The organism is Colwellia marinimaniae, assembly GCF_002207865.1.
Classification (GTDB): Bacteria; Pseudomonadota; Gammaproteobacteria; order Enterobacterales; family Alteromonadaceae; genus Colwellia; species Colwellia marinimaniae.
Window position 1 is genome coordinate 157,179 of the sequence record NZ_BDQM01000003.1, and the last position, 16,745, is coordinate 173,923.

Consider the following 16,745-nt stretch of genomic DNA (forward strand, 5'->3'; position numbering starts at 1 on the left):
AGTACTAGTGTATATCATATCATTTGATAGCAAAAGGAAAGCAAGATGGCATGGCAGCTAGAGCTAAGAAAACTTAAGGCGTGTTGTCTTTCTAGCTTAAGAAGTATTAGTTGCTGTGATCTGTGTGGTGAAAATGTCAATAACAGCTTTTTACTCGGTTACTCGCTGCCACAAGCATTACTTTGTCAAAACTGTGTCAACGATTTACCTTATTTTAATCAACAGCTAGTAGCGGGTAACTTACTCAGTTGGCCCGCTATTTATCATGCCTTACCAAACATTCATTTTGAACAACTTTTTGCCTTATCGCCTTATATTTACCCCTTTAATAAATGGCTAGCACAAATGAAATATCTAGGTCGTTTTGAGCTGGCGCATTTGTTCAGTGCCTTGCTCTGTGCTCAGTGGCAAGCCATGGTAAAACACCAAGCGTTAGCTCCTGTGGATTTAGTACTACCGGTGCCTTTGCATATTAAAAAATGGCAGCTTCGTGGTTATAACCAAGCCCACCTGATAGCAAAGTGTTTTGCTAAGCAGTTAACTTTTCCTTATGACGCTAAGTTAGTGGTGCGCATTAAAAATAATACTAGCCAAATGGGGAAAACTGGTCATCAACGGCGAAAAAATTTAGCCAATACTTTTGCTTTGCAGCGAAAATTGGCGAGCCATATCAAACATGTATTGATTATTGATGATGTAGTAACCACGGGTACCACGGTCAGTGAAATTAGTAAGTTATTAAAACAAGCAGGTGTTGAAACCGTCACCTTAGTAACTGTGTGTTTAACCCTACCTAAAAGCAATTAGCAACAATGTCCTTATTTATAAGGCGTGGAAAAAATTTTACTAAAAAACAAGCTGTTGGCGAGTAATTTAGCGCTACCATGCCAGTAACCTCTAAAAGCGAGTACCTCAGTGGTAGCAATGACCCTACCTTCACCGACGTTGTGCGCAACAATGGCAGCGTTATGTGCTAATCGATTTACTAAGTTTTTGTCGGTATAACCACTGAGTAGTGGTGAGGAGGTATATTTCGCTAACGTGACAAACGGTTGATGAGGGTGCTCGATAATGAGATTGCTATTACGAAATACTGGCAGTAAATTATGCTGATAACCGTAAGCTAGTGGATGACTAGTATCTAATTCTACTTGGAAGATAGCGCCAGCAATACGTTTGCGACTAGCGAGTTTTTCTTTATCTTGATAACTGAGATTGTCATTATCAAATAACTGGTCTATCTGTTCTTTAGTGACAAATTTAGTACGTAATATTTCTTGTTTTGCTAACCATTGGGCCGCACGTTTTTGGCCGATAATGACGCCACCTTGTTCAACCCATTGCTTTAATTGCTGCGCAGTATGTTCAGTAACATACTGATAATTACCATCAACAAGAATAATATGACTATAAGTTGATAAATCTACACGTTTTAACCTGCTATGATCGATAATTGACAGAGGAATATTTAGTGTCTCATCAAGGTAAAAGCGCACTTCACCAGCTTCATATTGAGAGATACCCATTCCGCCTATTAATAGTGTTTTAGCCTTACTGATTGGCTTTAATGAGCTACTGCCAATATCAATGCCTTTCAGGGTCAAACCTGTGTTAATACTGTCTAAGGTGATACCTGCGCTATTACTGGCAGCAATTAATAGGCTTTGCCAGTCTTGATTTTGTTGGATGCCAGCGGGCACCACGATACTGCCGGCATTAAAGTGCTTTGTTTTGCCATTAATCATGCTAGAAAAAGGCTTAGTGGCCACTCTCGCTTTGATATTATTGTTTAGTAGCTCATTGAGTAATTTCGGCGCTAAAAAGTGATGCCATTCGAAGACATAGCCATAGGCTGACTTGCTGATATTATTTGAGATAAAGGCTGGCGGCTTAGACCAAGCTTGCTGCGCCAGTTTTAGTCCACGTGTCCGGTTTATTTGAATAGCTGCAATATTCATTGCCAAAGGCATAGTCCAGCCGGAAACATCATAAAAAGTATTATCTTTAAAATTAGTTTGTCGATTAAACAACGCTTGAATCAGGCGAAATTGTGGCTGGGCAAGAGGTATATAATAGCTATAACTTTTTTGATATTTTTTATCTTTAAATTTAAAATCAGCAGTAAGCGGGTAAACTCTAATTTTATGCTGAGCGAGTGTTGATAACAATGCATTGAGGCGATAGCTATCTTTATTTTCGTGTAATAAGTAGCCGGAAAAATCTTCTTGTTTGGCCAACTTTATACTTTGTTGATAAAAATCACTACGGTATTGCTTTAGTTGCTGGCGATTTTCCCAAGCACCTTGGATAGTTGAAAGCGAGGTGGTCACGTGGTTTTCTATACTAAACTCTAACGTCAGTAAGCCATTTATCGTCTGTTGCTGCATTCCCCTAGCACTGGCTTGCTCGAATAAAACGCCAATACTGCCATTAATATCTGGATAGGTTGAGCCTTTGCCGTAGTAGAAGTCATCAAAATTCTCTTCACTATAATAAAGGCGCTGTTGCTTATCTAACGCTGCCGCATGAAAGCTTGCTAGTGTTGTGGTTAATTCGACATTTCTTTTTGGTGTCAGTGGATGAGTACGGCTTTGAATGCCCGGCTGAAAAAAGTAACTACTGTTGGCAGACATTTCGTGAAAATCACCGACAACATGAGGTTGATATTGGTGAAAGTACTTTAATCTGTGTTGGCTTTCTTGTTGAGAAAGTAATAACCAGTCGCGATTTAAATCAAACCAAAAATGATTAGTTCGTCCAGTAATCCAGCCTTGGTGATGTTCAATATGATTTGCGTCGCTATTGTCAGTGGAGTTACGGTAAGTGTTAACCCAATTAACAAACCTATCCATACCATCGGGGTTAATACTCGGCTCTAAGACGATAATGGTATTGGCCAGTAATTCAGTCATTTTTGCATCGTCATTAGCCGCCAAATAATAGGCAACTATCATGGCGGCATTAGCACCACTTATTTCATCACCATGTACACTATAACCGAGCCAGATAACTAAGGGGGCATTGTCGGACTTTTGCTGAACAAGTCGATTTTTATTTTGAGAAAAAATGTCGCGCTCACTAAGTATATTGGCTAAGTTAGCTAGATTTTTGGGGCTAGAAATGGTCACCAGCAATTGCTCACGTTGCTGAGCCGTTTTTCCCATCGAGGTAATAGCCACCCGTGCTGAGTTATGCGCTAGTGTATAGAAGTAGTTACTTAGTTGATCATGCCTGATATGTCGTTGACCAATTTCAAAGCCTAACGTGCTACTGGGTAAGGGGATTTTACTATTAAACTGAATACCTGTGGGTAAGTAATCTTGTACTGGCATGGCATTTAGCCAAGTAGAGCAGAGTAAGGTGAATGAGATAATTAGAATTCGTATAAGTAGCATCTATGTGGCCCCTTGTTAAGACTGCTCTAAAGTAGCAAACAAAAGCGTAAAAATCATTAGCACATAACTAAATAGCAGAGTAAAATGACCATACTTGAGTAAAACAGTCAGGTACTTTTCACTGTTGATTGATAAAACTGGAAGAGTATCCGAGAGCAAAGAGAGTTAAGATAATGATCAGTATTTCAGAAAATGCGCAAAAGCATTTTATTAATTTACTTTCGCAACAAGCTGAAGGTACACGAATTCGTGTTTTTGTCGTTAATCCAGGTACAGCGAAAGCTGAGTGTGGCGTTTCATATTGCCCTCCTGATGCGATGGAAGACGATGATATTGAACTCCCTTTTGACGGCTTTTCAGCAATGGTTGATGCCGATAGTAAAGGCTTTTTAGTAGACGCTGAGATTGATTTTACTACGGATCAAATGGGTTCACAGCTTACCTTGAAAGCGCCTAACGCTAAGTTACGTAAAGTTGCCGATGATGCACCCTTATTTGAACGTGTGCATTACTTTTTGCAAGCCGAGGTTAACCCTCAGTTAGCGGGTCATGGCGGCGAATGTACCTTAGTTGAAATTACCGATGATGGTTATGCTGTCTTGCAATTTGGCGGTGGCTGTAATGGTTGTGCACAAATTGATGTCACAGTAAAAGAGGGCATTGAAAAGCAATTAATAGAATTAATGGGTGATGAAATTAAAGGCGTTAAAGATGCAACTGATCATAAACGTGGTGATCACTCATATTACTAATCTTTAATTTATATGATTAAATTATTAGAAAAACTAGGTCAAAATCCACAGCGCAGTTTAACACTATTCTTAAGTGGTCTTGGCCTTTTTGTTATCGGATTACTTTTTGTTGGTTTAGGCTACTTTTATCATCACCTTTGGCAAGTGATCGGCATGGTGATACTTAGTATTGCGTGCTTAATTTCGGCCTGGGGTTATCTAGGTATGTTTGCCAATCGTTGGTTAAATATCATTTATCGCACTCGCCCTATTAACAAACAATAACCTAACAAACAGACACGCTAAATGAACATGATGATTAATTTGATAAAACACTATTGGTTTATCATTACGCTTTTTTTACTTACTGCCATTGCAACGTTATCTTTATGGCCAGCCGAATATTTACCCCAGGTCCCGGGTAGCGATAAAAGCCATCACTTTATATCCTATGGCGCTTTAATCTTGCCGCTAGCATTACGAAAACCTAAACACTGGTTGTGGATTGCCCTAGGCTTCGCTGCTTTTAGTGGTGCTATTGAGTTGATTCAGCCCTATGTTAATCGCTATGGTGAATGGCTTGATATGCTAGCCAATGTGATGGGTTTAGCTTGTGGCACGATACTGGCAAAAATTATTACTCACTTCTTCTCTGGCTCTAGCAAGTAACACTTGTTCAGATAAAGAGTACACTTGCTTGATTCATAGTGCACATAAGCCCGTCGTCGACATACATAAAAGCCATAAGCAAACTACTGAGGTATGAGCATGGCAGCTAGGGTGCTAGCAGCTAAATAGTTAGCATGCTCGGGATGGGCAATATTACCGTGTCGGCTAAGCCAAGCAAGGGGACTAATATTTGATGAAATCATCGGTAATGCTAGATAAAATAAGCGCTGGTGTTGCTTTAAATGGCTAGTTTTAAACAAAGAAATACCCTAAAGTGCTAGTGGTTTACAGACAAGACGTTATCTCATCTGATTTTTAAGGGTATATACCATGAAATATATGTGGCGGACACTATGTTCAGTTTCATTATTATTGAGCGTTGCGCTCAGCAGTCAAGCAGCGGTTATTTTACAATACCATCATGTTAGTGATAGCACCCCAGCAAGCACTAGTATTTCGCCAAAGCAGTTTGAAGTCCATTTACAGTACCTTAAAGATAATAATTTTAAAGTGTTGCCTTTATCCGAGTTAATTGAAAGCATTAAAAATCAGCAAGCCTTGCCAGATAAAAGTGTTGCCATCACTTTTGATGATGCTTATATTGATGTCTTAACTCAGGCAAAACCGCTGTTAGATAAGTTTGCTTTTCCGTATACCATTTATGTTAACCCAGGTATTATTAATCGCCATGAAAACAATAAAGCCTCACCTTATTTATCATGGCTTCAACTAAAATCGCTGTCTGATGAAGGGGTGATTATTGCCAATCATGGTTATGAACATGATTCAATGCTGCGTATGACCGAGGGTGTTACGCAAGCACAATGGCTAAGTCAACAAACAGAATTATTATTAAAAGCGGAAACTATTATTGAAGAAAACACCGGGCAAAGCTGGCGATATTTTGCTTACCCTTATGGTGAATATGATGTGGCAGTGCAAGCTTGGGCAAAAGCCAATGATTTTGTCGCTTTTTCTCAGCAATCAGGTGCTATCGATCTATCAACAGACTTAACCAGCGTACCACGTTTTCCTGCTTCTAAACCCTACGATAAACTTTCTGGCTTACGTGACAAGCTCAACTCATTGGCGTTTAATATTAGTTTAACAGGTGATCAAGCCGAAACAATCTTTAAGTACCAAGAAGCTAAAAGTATTACTTTCTCGATTGACAGTGAAGACTTCTATAAATCGGCGTTAAATTGTTATATTTCCGGTTTAGGTAAACAAAAAATTACTTGGCATGATGATCATAGTTTTACTATTAATTTCACTCAAGACCTACCCGTAGGTAGGGTTAGAGCTAACTGCACTGCCGCCAGTATTAGTAAACCAGGACGTTACTACTGGTACTCAAAGCCATGGTTTATCTTAAAAGCTGATGGCAGCTGGTATCATCTATAATAGAGCAGAATAATTTCGCTCAGTTATTTATACCCGTTACCATTCAAAATTATTGTTGATATAAAGCGACTATTTTTTGGTAGTCGCTTAATAGCTTGTCATTATTGATAGTGGGCACTTCACCAATTACTTGTTCAGCTTTAAATATTGCCGCTACTTTTCCTGCTGGATTGATTAATACTAGTGATGCACTGTGATCAACCCAGTAGCTTTCATCCGTCTCCTCAGCCCCGTCTTTACTTGACTCTTTACTAGTGATGGCATACATCATGCCTAAATTTCGAGCAAACGGAAAAAGTACATCGTGCTCTGCACGCAGCGCTTTAAAGTCAGCATTAAAATAAGCAATGTATTGCGCGAGCTTTTCCTGAGTATCTCTTTTAGGATCAACGGAGACTAATAACACTTGGCTATTGCTGGCAATAGCCATTAAATCCTCATAAATGAAATTGAGGTTTTGCAAGGTTATTGGGCAAACATCTGGGCAAGAAGTATAACCGAAAAACACCAGCGACCATTTGCCCTGTAATTGGCTGTTATTAAAAGACTGTCCTGATTCATCGGTGAAGGTAAAAGCGGATATTGGCCGTGCTTGCTGATAATGCAAGGCAAATTCAGCTGCAGGCAATGTTTTTGTTTGCTTAATAAGATGAAAACCAACCGCACCAGCACTAATTGATAGTAAGGCAATAATGCCATAGATAGCTTTATTCATTATCGATACTCTATTATTTTGTGTCATTTTACTAATATGGTTATGCAGTTATTCAGATTAACTCATGGGTAGCCAATAATGATCGATGAGCAAAATAATGAACAGCAGCATTAAATGTACGATGGAGAATTTAAAGGTGGCCATGGCTGTACCTTCGTTAGCATGAAACTTGAGTTGCCACGCATAGCCCATAAAGATTAAATTCAAGCTACAGGCTCCTATTAAGTAGAACCAATTACTCATGCCAACTAAATAGGGTAATAAACAAACCACAAAGAGTAAGATGGTATATAGCAGTATTTGCGTTTTGGTAAAACTGACACCATGGGTGACCGGTAACATGGGAATGTTCACTTTGGCATAATCATCTTTACGGTGAATGGCTAATGCCCAAAAGTGTGGCGGTGTCCAGGTGAAAATAATTAACACTAATAGTAAGGCGTTAGGCGCTACTTCATTGGTCATTGCTGTCCAACCCAGTAAAGGTGGGATAGCTCCGGCTAATCCGCCGATAGTGATATTTTGTGGCGTTGCTCGCTTTAAATACATGGTATAGACAAAGCTGTAGCCAACTAAGCCGGAAAATGTCAAAAAAGCAGTCAGTGGATTGACTAAGCTATAAAGAATAATAAAACCGAGTAAGGCTATGCTAATGGCAAAAACAATGGCATTAGTGACGCTAATTCTACCCTCTGGCAACGGTCTATTATGAGTTCTGCCCATAATGGTATCAATTCTTTCATCAACAATATGGTTGATCGCTGCTGCCGCTGAAGATAATAAAGCAATACCTAACATAGCGGGTAGTAGCACTTGCCAAGGTAAACCGCCGGGAACCGATAAACTCATCCCCACTAAGGCGGTTAGTACCAGCAAGGCGACGACTTTAGGCTTGGTTATATCATAATAGGCACGCCAATTAGTAAAGATATGATTCATGGAAAAATTATAATTGTTGTTAGCAATTGGCGAGGACATAGTATTATTAATAGTTTTATTCATGGCCTTATTCATAGAACGACTCCTTGGAATTTTGTCTTAACCTATAAGCTAAGGTGATCAAACTCAGCATTAAACAGGCGGCAACTAAGTTGTGCGCTACCGCAATCTTAAGTGGCAACGAAAACCAAATATTACTCACCCCCAAACTGATTTGAATAACTAATAAACTAAGTAAAACCATGGCGGCGTTTTTGATCGCATGAGTCTTCGCTTTGAGAAAAACCACGATGGCTAACCAAGCGAGAAACACGCCGGTAATGATGGCGCCAAAGCGATGACTCACATGGATAGTCACTCGTTCATTATGCGCTAGGTGACCAAACTCATAGCTTTCTTGTTTGGGGGGAATTAGGTCAAATGACTGCTCAAAGCTTAAATCCGCTAGCCAATTCCCCTGACAAATAGGCAACTCTACGCAGCTCAATGCCGCATAGTTTGAGGAAGTCCAACCACCTAAGGCAATTTGCGCCGTTAAAATAGTAATGCCGAGTAGAGCATAGCGGCTATATTTTTTAAGTTGAAAATCTACTAAAGTAGCCCCTTGCGCACTTACTCCCTTGGCATTAAGGCGCAAATATAATAAAAATAGCAAACATAAGGTGGTAAAACCACCGAGTAAATGCGCCAGTACCACCACGGGCATTAATTTCAATGTTACTGTCCACATACCGAGAGCGGCTTGCAAGATAACAATGCCTAAAATAAGTAACGGCAGCAATACGGGAGACCTAACGCTGGATCGCGTTGCAACGCGTAATTTAATTGAACAAAAGGCAATAGCAGCAATAAGTAAACCAAGGCTGCCGGCAAAATAGCGGTGGATCATTTCATTCCAGGCTTTAGTCGGCTCGACCGTGCTTTGTGGAAACGCTTGCTCGGCCACGGCAATTTGTAAACTGGTTTCTGGTACAGCAAGCAAGCCATAACACGTTGGCCAGTCTGGGCAACCTAAGCCAGCATGAGTTAAGCGTGTATAAGCACCTAAACCAATCACCACAATGGCTAATAATAAACTGGTCAGTACTAAACGACGCAGTGTTTGCTTGTTTTTACTCTGCTCTGTCATTTAGTTAACCCACCTTGGAATATTTCAAAAGTTTTTTCATATCATTGATAATAGCCTTACCAAAAGACGTTTGCTGCTGCTCATGCTCTGGCAGCTGATGGCTTAAAATAATGTTGCCTAGAGGATCGGCAATCAGCACTTGTGGCTCGTGTAGCAAGTTTTTCATTTGCGCTGTTAAGGCAAGTATTTGCCATTGGCTCTTGGCAAGCCGTTCACTTTGCTGGGCGGTAAATATATTTTCTTGCAGTAATACCGGTGTGACCCTTGGCATATCTTTTCCTAAAGTGACATAACTGTTGTGCACAATTTCAATGCTATGCAAACATATATCAGCACATTGCTTAGGTAGTCGATAAATAATAAGCCATTGTTGGCCAAATTTTTGTTCCTTAATGCCTAAGTCAGTCAGTGTTAACGGCTGTGTTAATAACCTACCTTCATTGGTTACGCCTAAGTCTAGCCACTGATTGTCTAAGGCTAATTTAGCTAATAATATCGGCAAGATAAAAACCGTGATTAACAATAGTAAGCTGCGGCGATTTTTATTATTTGCAGCATGCTCTGGTTTATTGCTACTGCTTAGCGTATTGCTATTATTTGCATCTAGCTGCTTGTTTGACTTAGTCATATTTTACCGCCTTATGCTTGTTGTTATTATTGAGAGTATTAATGTCAGTATTTTCCGCTGGGATATCGGCGCAAGATTGAGCTGAATGTGACGGATGACGACCGGCAAGCTTTGCTGTATTGATGCGCAAACAAATCATCAATATTAGCCAAGCAATAGCTAAGGTTGCCCATTGAAAGGCGTAGCCGAAATGTTTTTCAGCTGGCATCACTATAGGGTGCCAGTTCTTTTTATAGCCAAGGTTTTCTTCTTGGTCCACATAGATGACAAAGGGTAGCAGTGGCTTATTTAACCGTACTTTGTTTAACTGTGCTTTATTTATCAAGGTGGAAAATTTAGCTAATTCAATTTGTTGTACCCGCAATGGCCAACTGGCTTGAGTAAAGTCTTGCTCGGCCAGCATTATGCCTTGCTCGACAATGCGTACATGTCCTTTAAACGTATAGTGCCCCTGCAAAGGGATTACTTCAGGCAGTATACTGCGATCAATTGAACCTTGTACCCAGCCTAGATTAACTAATACTGCATGAGTTGCTGTTTCGACAACTTGTAATACTCGATAGCCTAAAGAAGTCTTTTCCACTTGATTATCGAGTAAAAAGATATAGTTTTCGTTAAACTGGCCGTTAATCGTGACGGGAAAATCGTTAATACTTTCTTTACCGGTGAATTGCTTTTCCTTAGAGAGTCTGACTATTTCTTTAAGGGTTAGTGGCGATTGCTGATTAAGTTGCGTAATACGGGCAGCGCGCCGCTCTTTCTCTAAGCCACGGTCATACTGCCAGAAAGATAGTTTAACCAAACCGACAAAGACAATAAGCGTGAACCCTAACCAAAGGGCGTTTCTTACTACTGATTTAGTTGATATTTTTACTTGGGTATCGACATACTGCAAAAAGTCAGACCTTATAAAATATAGACAAAAACAAAAAGTATTAGCCAAACCACATCGACAAAATGCCAATACCAACTTGCTGCTTGAAAAGCAAAATGGTTATCAGGGGTAAAATGACCTTTTAATACTCTGCACCACATAATTATCAGCATGATACAGCCCAAGGTGACATGCATACCGTGAAAGCCAGTCAATAAGTAAAAAGTGTTGCCATAGACACCGCTATCTAGAAATAGGCGCATTTCTTCAGAATAGCCATGCGCGTATTCTAGAATTTGAAAAGAGATAAAAGCCAAGCCTAGTAGTATGGTTAGGCCAAGCCACTTTTTTAAAGCACTGCGATTATTTTTGATTAATGCATTATGAGCAAAGTGGGCAGTAACTGAAGAGGTTAATAGTAAAACCGTGTTAATTAACGGTAAGCCAAACCAGCCCATCGCCGTAGTGGTGGTGCCATCAGGGGTTTTTATTAACGGCCAAGTCGCAATAAAGTCAGGCCAAAGGACCGCGCCAGTTGCGACATTATTGCCAGCGCCACCAAGCCAGGGTACTGAAAATACGCGTAAATAGAGTAAGGCACCAAAAAAAGCCGCAAAAAACATCACTTCAGAGAAGATAAACCAACTCATACCTTGGCGGAATGAATTATCCATCTGATGTGAGTATTTACCCGTTAACGATTCATTAATGACATCACTAAACCAACCCACTAGCATATAAATAACCAAGGCTATGCCTGCTAGCAGTAAATAGCCACCGTAACCACTCTCTTCATTTGCTAAATCAGTGACAAAGTTTCCCGCGCCAAAGGCAATCATAAAGAGTGCCACCGCACCCATGATTGGCCAGTGGCTTTGGCTGGGTACGTAATAACTTTCGTATGCTTTGTTAGTCATTTTCTATCCCTTTTTCAGTGAACCCTATGACGACTTCTCTGTTATGTCATACAAGGTATAAGATAAAGTTAAGGTGTTAATATCTTCGGGTAACTCTACATCGACATAAAACTGCAAGGTCATTTCAACTTCCTCTGCGGCCCTGAGCGGTTGTTGAGTAAAACAAAAACATTCAATTTTATGAAAATAATTTGCCGCTAAGCCAGGTGAAACTGACGGTACGGCTTGTGCGGTCATGTCATAACTTGCTTTGTTTTTTGCATAGAATGAAACCAGAGTAATTTCCCCTGGATGAACAGTTATTTCATTAATGACAGGCTCAAATATCCATGGAATACCTTGGGCATTGCGGGTAATAAATTGCACGGTAACGGTACGAGACTTGTCAATAGTCGTGGCGGTATAAGCCACAGCCGTTTTATTCGTTTTGCCATTTAAGCCGGTAATATCACAAAAAACATCATATAAAGGTACCAGGGCAAAACCAAAACCAAACATAGCAAGTACCACAAGTAGCAGTTTCTTTACCGTCTTGCTGTTGTTATTGCGGCTTTCAGTCGCCGCTTGGTTTTGCTCGGTATCATTCATATTATTTAATGCCCTGCGGTTCGATATTGTCTATGTCTTTTTGCGAGGGTGGTGTACTAAAAGTGTGATAAGGTGCTGGACTGGCTACTGTCCACTCTAAGCCTACGGCACCCTCCCAAGGTTTGGCGGCTGCTTTTTCGCCACCGCGAATACATTTGATCACTACCACTAAGAAAATCAATTGCGATAAACCAAAGGCAAAACCGCCAATGCTGACCCACTTATTAAAATCGGCAAATTGCAGGGCATAATCTGGAATTCTGCGCGGCATACCCGCTAAACCTAAAAAGTGCATGGGGAAAAATAATAAATTTACTGATATTAAGGAACACCAGAAGTGCCATTTACTTAAGGTATCGTTGTACATATGGCCGGTCCATTTAGGTAACCAATAATAGGCACCAGCATAAATTGAAAATAATGAGCCAGTAACCAGCACATAATGAAAGTGAGCAACAACAAAGTAAGTATCATGATATTGAAAATCAACGGGGGTCATGGCTAACATCAAGCCTGAAAAACCGCCTATGGTGAATAAAATAACAAAGGCGATGGAAAACAGCATAGGTGTTTCAAAGCTTAATGAGCCGCGCCACATGGTTGCTACCCAGTTAAAGACTTTCACCCCCGTTGGAACCGCAATGAGCATGGTGCAATACATAAAGAACAGCTCACCAAATAATGGCATGCCGGTGGTGAACATATGGTGTGCCCAAACAATAAATGACAGTAAAGCAATGGATGAGGTGGCATAAACCATTGAGCTATAGCCGAATAATCTTTTTCGAGAAAAAGTGGGGATAGTGGTGGAGACAATGCCAAAGGCTGGCAATATCATGATATACACTTCCGGGTGGCCAAAGAACCAAAAAATATGTTGAAACATCACCGGATCACCACCACCAGCGGCATTAAAAAAGCTGGTACCGAAATAGGTATCGGTCAGTAGCATGGTGACCAAACCCGCGAGTACGGGCATAACTGCAATCAATAAATAGGCAGTAATGAAAAAAGTCCAGACAAATAACGGCATTTTCATGTAAGTCATACCTGGGGCACGCATGTTCATTATGGTAACAACAATATTAATTGCCCCCATAATGGAAGATATCCCCATAATATGAATAGCAAAAACGAAAAATGCAGTACTGCCGTTAGAATAGGTGGTCGATAATGGTGCGTAGAAGGTCCAACCAAAATTGGGTGCACCGCTGTCCATAAAAAATGTACTCAGTAAAATGATAAAAGCAAAAGGTAAAATCCAAAAACTCCAGTTATTCATGCGCGGCAGTGCCATATCTGGCGCCCCTATCATCATAGGTATCATCCAGTTAGCAAAGCCGGTAAAGGCGGGCATAATTGCGCCAAACACCATAATCAAACCGTGCACTGTGGTTAATTGGTTAAAAAAATCAGGTTCAACTAATTGTAAACCAGGCTGGAATAGTTCAGCACGGATCACCATTGCCATGGCGCCGCCGGTTAAAAACATAATAAAAGAAAACCATAAATAAAGTGTGCCGATATCTTTATGGTTAGTGGTATAGAGCCAGCGTTTTATGCCAGTCATTTTATGCTCAACATGATGTTCGTCGTGCGAATCTTGTTCTATAACGTCTGTAGTCATTTTATATCCCCTACTTCGCACTAGCAGCATCAACAGCTGCAGGTTGTACTAAATCACCAGTATTATTTCCCCAAGCATTACGCTCATAAGTCACAACTGCGGCTATTTCGGTTTTGGTTAATTGACTACCAAAAGCAGTCATGGCAGCATTTTTCTTACTACCGTTAATCACCATATCTAAATGAACAGTAATATCTCCCGTCGCAATCACACTGCCTTTAAGCGCAGGAAATGCCGGAGGTAAGCCTGCCCCTGTCGGTTGATGACAGGCAACACAAGCTTTTAAGTAGACTTTTTCGCCCATTGTCATTAATTCATCATGGCTATACACTTTAGATAAATCCTCTACTGGTACTTCTTCAGTTATTATCTCTACCGCTTCTTCAACTGCAGTTTCAATTGCTAATGATGCTGTGGCCTCTTGTGCTTTACCTTCAACAGAAGAGGCAACAGCAGACTTTACATCAGATGCTTGCACTAAATCACCGGTATTATTGCCCCAAGCATTACGCTCATAAGTGATCACCGCAGCTAGCTCTTTTAAACTTAATTGCTTGCCATAGGCTTGCATGCCCGTGCCTGTTTTACCGTTAAACACTATATTGATGTGATCTTGTATTGTGCCTGTGGTAGTTATTGGACTGCCTTTTAGGGCCGGGAAGGCTGGCGGTAAACCTAAACCAGATGGCTGATGACATGCGGAGCAGTAGGCGGTGTAAGTTGTTTTGCCTAATTGCATCAGCTCTGCTTTAGACATGGCAGTAGTTAACGAGGCTTGTTCAGCACTGGCTGCTTGGGCGATACGTTGCTGTTGTTCATTAAGCCAAATGTCATAATCTTCTGCTGATTTTACTTCCACAACTATGGGCATAAAACCATGATCTTTACCACATAACTCAGCACATTGGCCGCGGTAAATACCGGGTTCATCAACCCTAGTCCATGCCTCGTTGATAAAGCCTGGGTTAGCATCTTGTTTAATGGCAAAAGCAGGTACCCACCAAGAATGGATGACATCATCTGAGGTTATTAGAAAGCGCACCTTTTTATTGGCGGGTATCACCAGAGGTTTATCAACTTCAAGTAAATAGTGCTCGCCCTTAATAGCAGTAGTTTCTTGTTGGTTTTGATACTGTTCGGGTGGGGTCGACAGGACAGAGTAATATTCGATATCTTGATCAAAATATTTGTAATGCCATTTCCATTGGGAGCCGGTTATTTGAATGGTAACATCAGAATTAGTGTTGTCTTCCATAGCGATTAAGGTGGTAGTTGCTGGTACTGCCATGGCGATTAGAATAACAATAGGTATTGCCGTCCATAATATTTCCACCTTGGTACTTTCATGAAAGTCAGCGGCTTTTGCCCCTTTAGACTTTCGATGAAAAGCCATGGACCAAAACATTGCACCAAAAACTATTACGCCAATTGCGGTACAAATCCAAAGTACCAGCATATGTAAATCATAGACATCTCTGCTAACGGCAGTAACCCCTTTTGTCAGGTTTAACTGCATTTCTGCCCAGGCTGAATTGGTAAATAGGCTGACCAACACTAGCCAAATTAGCTTATGTTTCCCCACACGGCATCTCCTCTTGGTAATCATAGAGAACAGATGTGCAGCAAAGTACTTCATAACCACTGAACTGAATATCTGTAGTTTATACCAACAAGAATAATTAACTGGTCAACTTAGAACTTCATTAGCTAGCTTAGAACAATCAAAATGACTTAAACATAGGATTCTATATTTTATTCATTTTGGGATGTTATTAGTTTGCTAATGAGCTCCCCAAGGGCGAGTTTAAAAGGCATATATGCGGCGTTATTGATTTTGACAAGGGAATAACCATTCTCTTCAATCAATGCCTTGCCTCTAAGCCTTTTAATTCTCGCTAAGTGATCACTTACTTAATCTTGTTGGTATTAATTATTATTTTTAAACTAACAATATCTCGGTTTAGCCACGGTTTCGCGATGGTGAACGATTGATGGCGAATAAACAATACCCTTGGGTATTCCTCCCGAGATCAGGTTAATTATTGACGTGAAGAGTAATCTGGCATGGCACTATAAATTTAGTGTGACAGTATTAGCACATTGACGTCTTTTTATTCTTTTTATGTTCGTTTTATATGCGTTACTGTTAATAGGATTACGCTAAAATTCGATCGAGGTCAAATATTTTATAGCTAAGTAATTATAAAAAAGTCATTCAATTCAATGGAGTAATAGCTCTAAAGCCTGTGTGAGCTATACGGGAAGTAGCTTTGTTAAAGATAAGAGGGGCATTAAAAAATAGTAGCGAGGGGGAAAATAAATTTATTAGCTTGAAGAAAAAAAAGCACCATAATTACTGCCAATGCTATTATTGGTAAGGGTAATTATGGCGCTTGTTATATTAGGGATTAAGCACACTAGCTTGCCTAGTTTTTGTGCATTTTACATCCAACTACCACTGCGGATGATACCAACGGCAATACCTTCAATATGAAACTCTTGCTTGCTTAGATCAACTTTAATGGGCGAAAACTCTGCATTTTCAGCATGTAAATAAACAATATTGCCTTCACGTTTATAACGTTTTACCGTGACCTCGTCTTCAACTCGGGCAACAATCACTTGGCCATTTTGTACATCAGTGGTTTGATGTACCGCCAGTAAATCACCATCTAAAATACCAATATCTTTCATGCTTTCGCCATTAACACGTAAGAGATAATCAGCGGCTGGGTGGAATACATTGCCATCCATTTTATAATGCTCTTCAATATGTTCTTGCGCCAAAATAGGTTCACCGGCAGCAACACGGCCAATAAGCGGTAAACCCTCGGGCTCTAAAAACTCTTCAACTAAGCGAATACCACGAGAAGTGCCGGCAAGCATTTCAATATAGCCTTTTTTTGCTAAGGCTTTTAAGTGCTCTTCAGCGGCATTTGCTGATTTAAAACCAAAAAATTTAGCAATTTCGGCTCGAGTTGGCGGCATGCCAGTGTCTTTGATTTTATCTTTGATTAAATCATAAATTTGCTTCTGGCGGTTAGTCAGCGGGCGTAATTCGGTTGTTGAATTTATCATAGCATTAGCCTGTAAATTTACACAGTATTACTGTTAGTATATACAGGATTA

At 40.3% G+C, this 16,745-nt stretch carries 17 protein-coding genes; 5 read left to right on the forward strand and 12 right to left on the reverse strand.

Annotated elements, in window-relative coordinates; all coding sequences use genetic code 11:
* The first annotated feature begins 45 nt into the window (after window positions 1-45).
* Window positions 46-807, forward strand: a complete 762-nt coding sequence (locus MTCD1_RS03325; protein ID WP_057179298.1) for a ComF family protein — start codon at window positions 46-48, stop codon at window positions 805-807.
* An 11-nt stretch (window positions 808-818) separates the two neighbouring features.
* On the opposite strand, the gene MTCD1_RS03330 is transcribed toward MTCD1_RS03325, so the two are convergent.
* Complete coding sequence (locus tag MTCD1_RS03330; RefSeq protein WP_057179299.1) at window positions 819-3,395, reverse strand: M14 family zinc carboxypeptidase; 2,577 nt, start codon at window positions 3,393-3,395, stop codon at window positions 819-821.
* A 173-nt stretch (window positions 3,396-3,568) separates the two neighbouring features.
* Here MTCD1_RS03330 and nfuA point away from each other — a divergent pair, with 173 nt between their 5' ends.
* From nfuA to MTCD1_RS03345, 3 genes are read left to right on the forward strand one after another with little or no spacing between them, the layout of a single operon-like run.
* Complete coding sequence (gene nfuA, locus MTCD1_RS03335) at window positions 3,569-4,147, forward strand: Fe-S biogenesis protein NfuA (RefSeq protein WP_057179300.1); 579 nt, start codon at window positions 3,569-3,571, stop codon at window positions 4,145-4,147.
* 12 nt (window positions 4,148-4,159) lie between these two features.
* Complete coding sequence (locus MTCD1_RS03340) at window positions 4,160-4,411, forward strand: hypothetical protein (RefSeq protein WP_057179301.1); 252 nt, start codon at window positions 4,160-4,162, stop codon at window positions 4,409-4,411.
* Window positions 4,412-4,438: 27 nt separating this feature from the next.
* A complete protein-coding gene (locus MTCD1_RS03345) occupies window positions 4,439-4,795 on the forward strand; it encodes a VanZ family protein (RefSeq protein WP_231732936.1) in 357 nt (118 codons plus the stop codon).
* An 83-nt stretch (window positions 4,796-4,878) separates the two neighbouring features.
* Here MTCD1_RS03345 and MTCD1_RS21145 read toward each other — a convergent pair whose 3' ends face one another.
* Window positions 4,879-5,055 (reverse strand): hypothetical protein, encoded by a 177-nt coding sequence (locus MTCD1_RS21145; RefSeq protein WP_157447779.1) that lies wholly within the window; start codon window positions 5,053-5,055, stop codon window positions 4,879-4,881.
* Window positions 5,056-5,125: 70 nt separating this feature from the next.
* Here MTCD1_RS21145 and MTCD1_RS03350 point away from each other — a divergent pair, with 70 nt between their 5' ends.
* Window positions 5,126-6,199 carry a polysaccharide deacetylase family protein gene (locus MTCD1_RS03350; RefSeq protein WP_057179303.1) on the forward strand — a complete coding sequence of 358 codons (1,074 nt, stop codon included), beginning with the start codon at window positions 5,126-5,128 and terminating at the stop codon, window positions 6,197-6,199.
* A gap of 49 nt (window positions 6,200-6,248) precedes the next feature.
* Here MTCD1_RS03350 and MTCD1_RS03355 read toward each other — a convergent pair whose 3' ends face one another.
* The 10 genes from MTCD1_RS03355 to lexA form a co-directional block, all read right to left on the reverse strand.
* Entirely contained in the window at window positions 6,249-6,914 is a 666-nt protein-coding gene (locus MTCD1_RS03355; protein WP_057179304.1) for an SCO family protein, read from the reverse strand.
* Between the two features lie 57 nt (window positions 6,915-6,971).
* Window positions 6,972-7,892, reverse strand: a complete 921-nt coding sequence (gene cyoE, locus MTCD1_RS03360) for a heme o synthase (RefSeq protein WP_057179359.1) — start codon at window positions 7,890-7,892, stop codon at window positions 6,972-6,974.
* 28 nt (window positions 7,893-7,920) lie between these two features.
* On the reverse strand, window positions 7,921-8,982 hold the full coding sequence (locus MTCD1_RS03365; protein WP_057179305.1) for a COX15/CtaA family protein: 1,062 nt from the start codon (window positions 8,980-8,982) through the stop codon (window positions 7,921-7,923).
* A gap of 4 nt (window positions 8,983-8,986) precedes the next feature.
* Window positions 8,987-9,610: a redox-active disulfide-containing membrane protein gene (locus MTCD1_RS03370; RefSeq protein ID WP_057179306.1), complete on the reverse strand. Its 624-nt coding sequence runs from the start codon at window positions 9,608-9,610 to the stop codon at window positions 8,987-8,989.
* Window positions 9,603-10,505, reverse strand: coding sequence for an SURF1 family protein (locus MTCD1_RS03375; RefSeq protein WP_082606377.1), 903 nt, complete (start codon window positions 10,503-10,505; stop codon window positions 9,603-9,605). The genes MTCD1_RS03370 and MTCD1_RS03375 overlap by 8 nt, the downstream gene beginning before the upstream one ends.
* 11 nt (window positions 10,506-10,516) lie before the next feature.
* Window positions 10,517-11,401, reverse strand: coding sequence for a cytochrome c oxidase subunit 3 (locus tag MTCD1_RS03380; protein WP_057179307.1), 885 nt, complete (start codon window positions 11,399-11,401; stop codon window positions 10,517-10,519).
* Window positions 11,402-11,425: 24 nt separating this feature from the next.
* Window positions 11,426-11,989: a cytochrome c oxidase assembly protein gene (locus MTCD1_RS03385; RefSeq protein ID WP_057179308.1), complete on the reverse strand. Its 564-nt coding sequence runs from the start codon at window positions 11,987-11,989 to the stop codon at window positions 11,426-11,428.
* 1 nt (window position 11,990) lies between these two features.
* Window positions 11,991-13,616, reverse strand: coding sequence for a cytochrome c oxidase subunit I (gene ctaD, locus MTCD1_RS03390; RefSeq protein ID WP_057179309.1), 1,626 nt, complete (start codon window positions 13,614-13,616; stop codon window positions 11,991-11,993).
* 10 nt (window positions 13,617-13,626) lie between these two features.
* A complete protein-coding gene (gene coxB / locus MTCD1_RS03395) occupies window positions 13,627-15,132 on the reverse strand; it encodes a cytochrome c oxidase subunit II (RefSeq protein WP_231732940.1) in 1,506 nt (501 codons plus the stop codon).
* 926 nt (window positions 15,133-16,058) lie between these two features.
* Window positions 16,059-16,694, reverse strand: a complete 636-nt coding sequence (gene lexA, locus MTCD1_RS03400; protein WP_057179310.1) for a transcriptional repressor LexA — start codon at window positions 16,692-16,694, stop codon at window positions 16,059-16,061.
* Window positions 16,695-16,745: the final 51 nt, after the last annotated feature.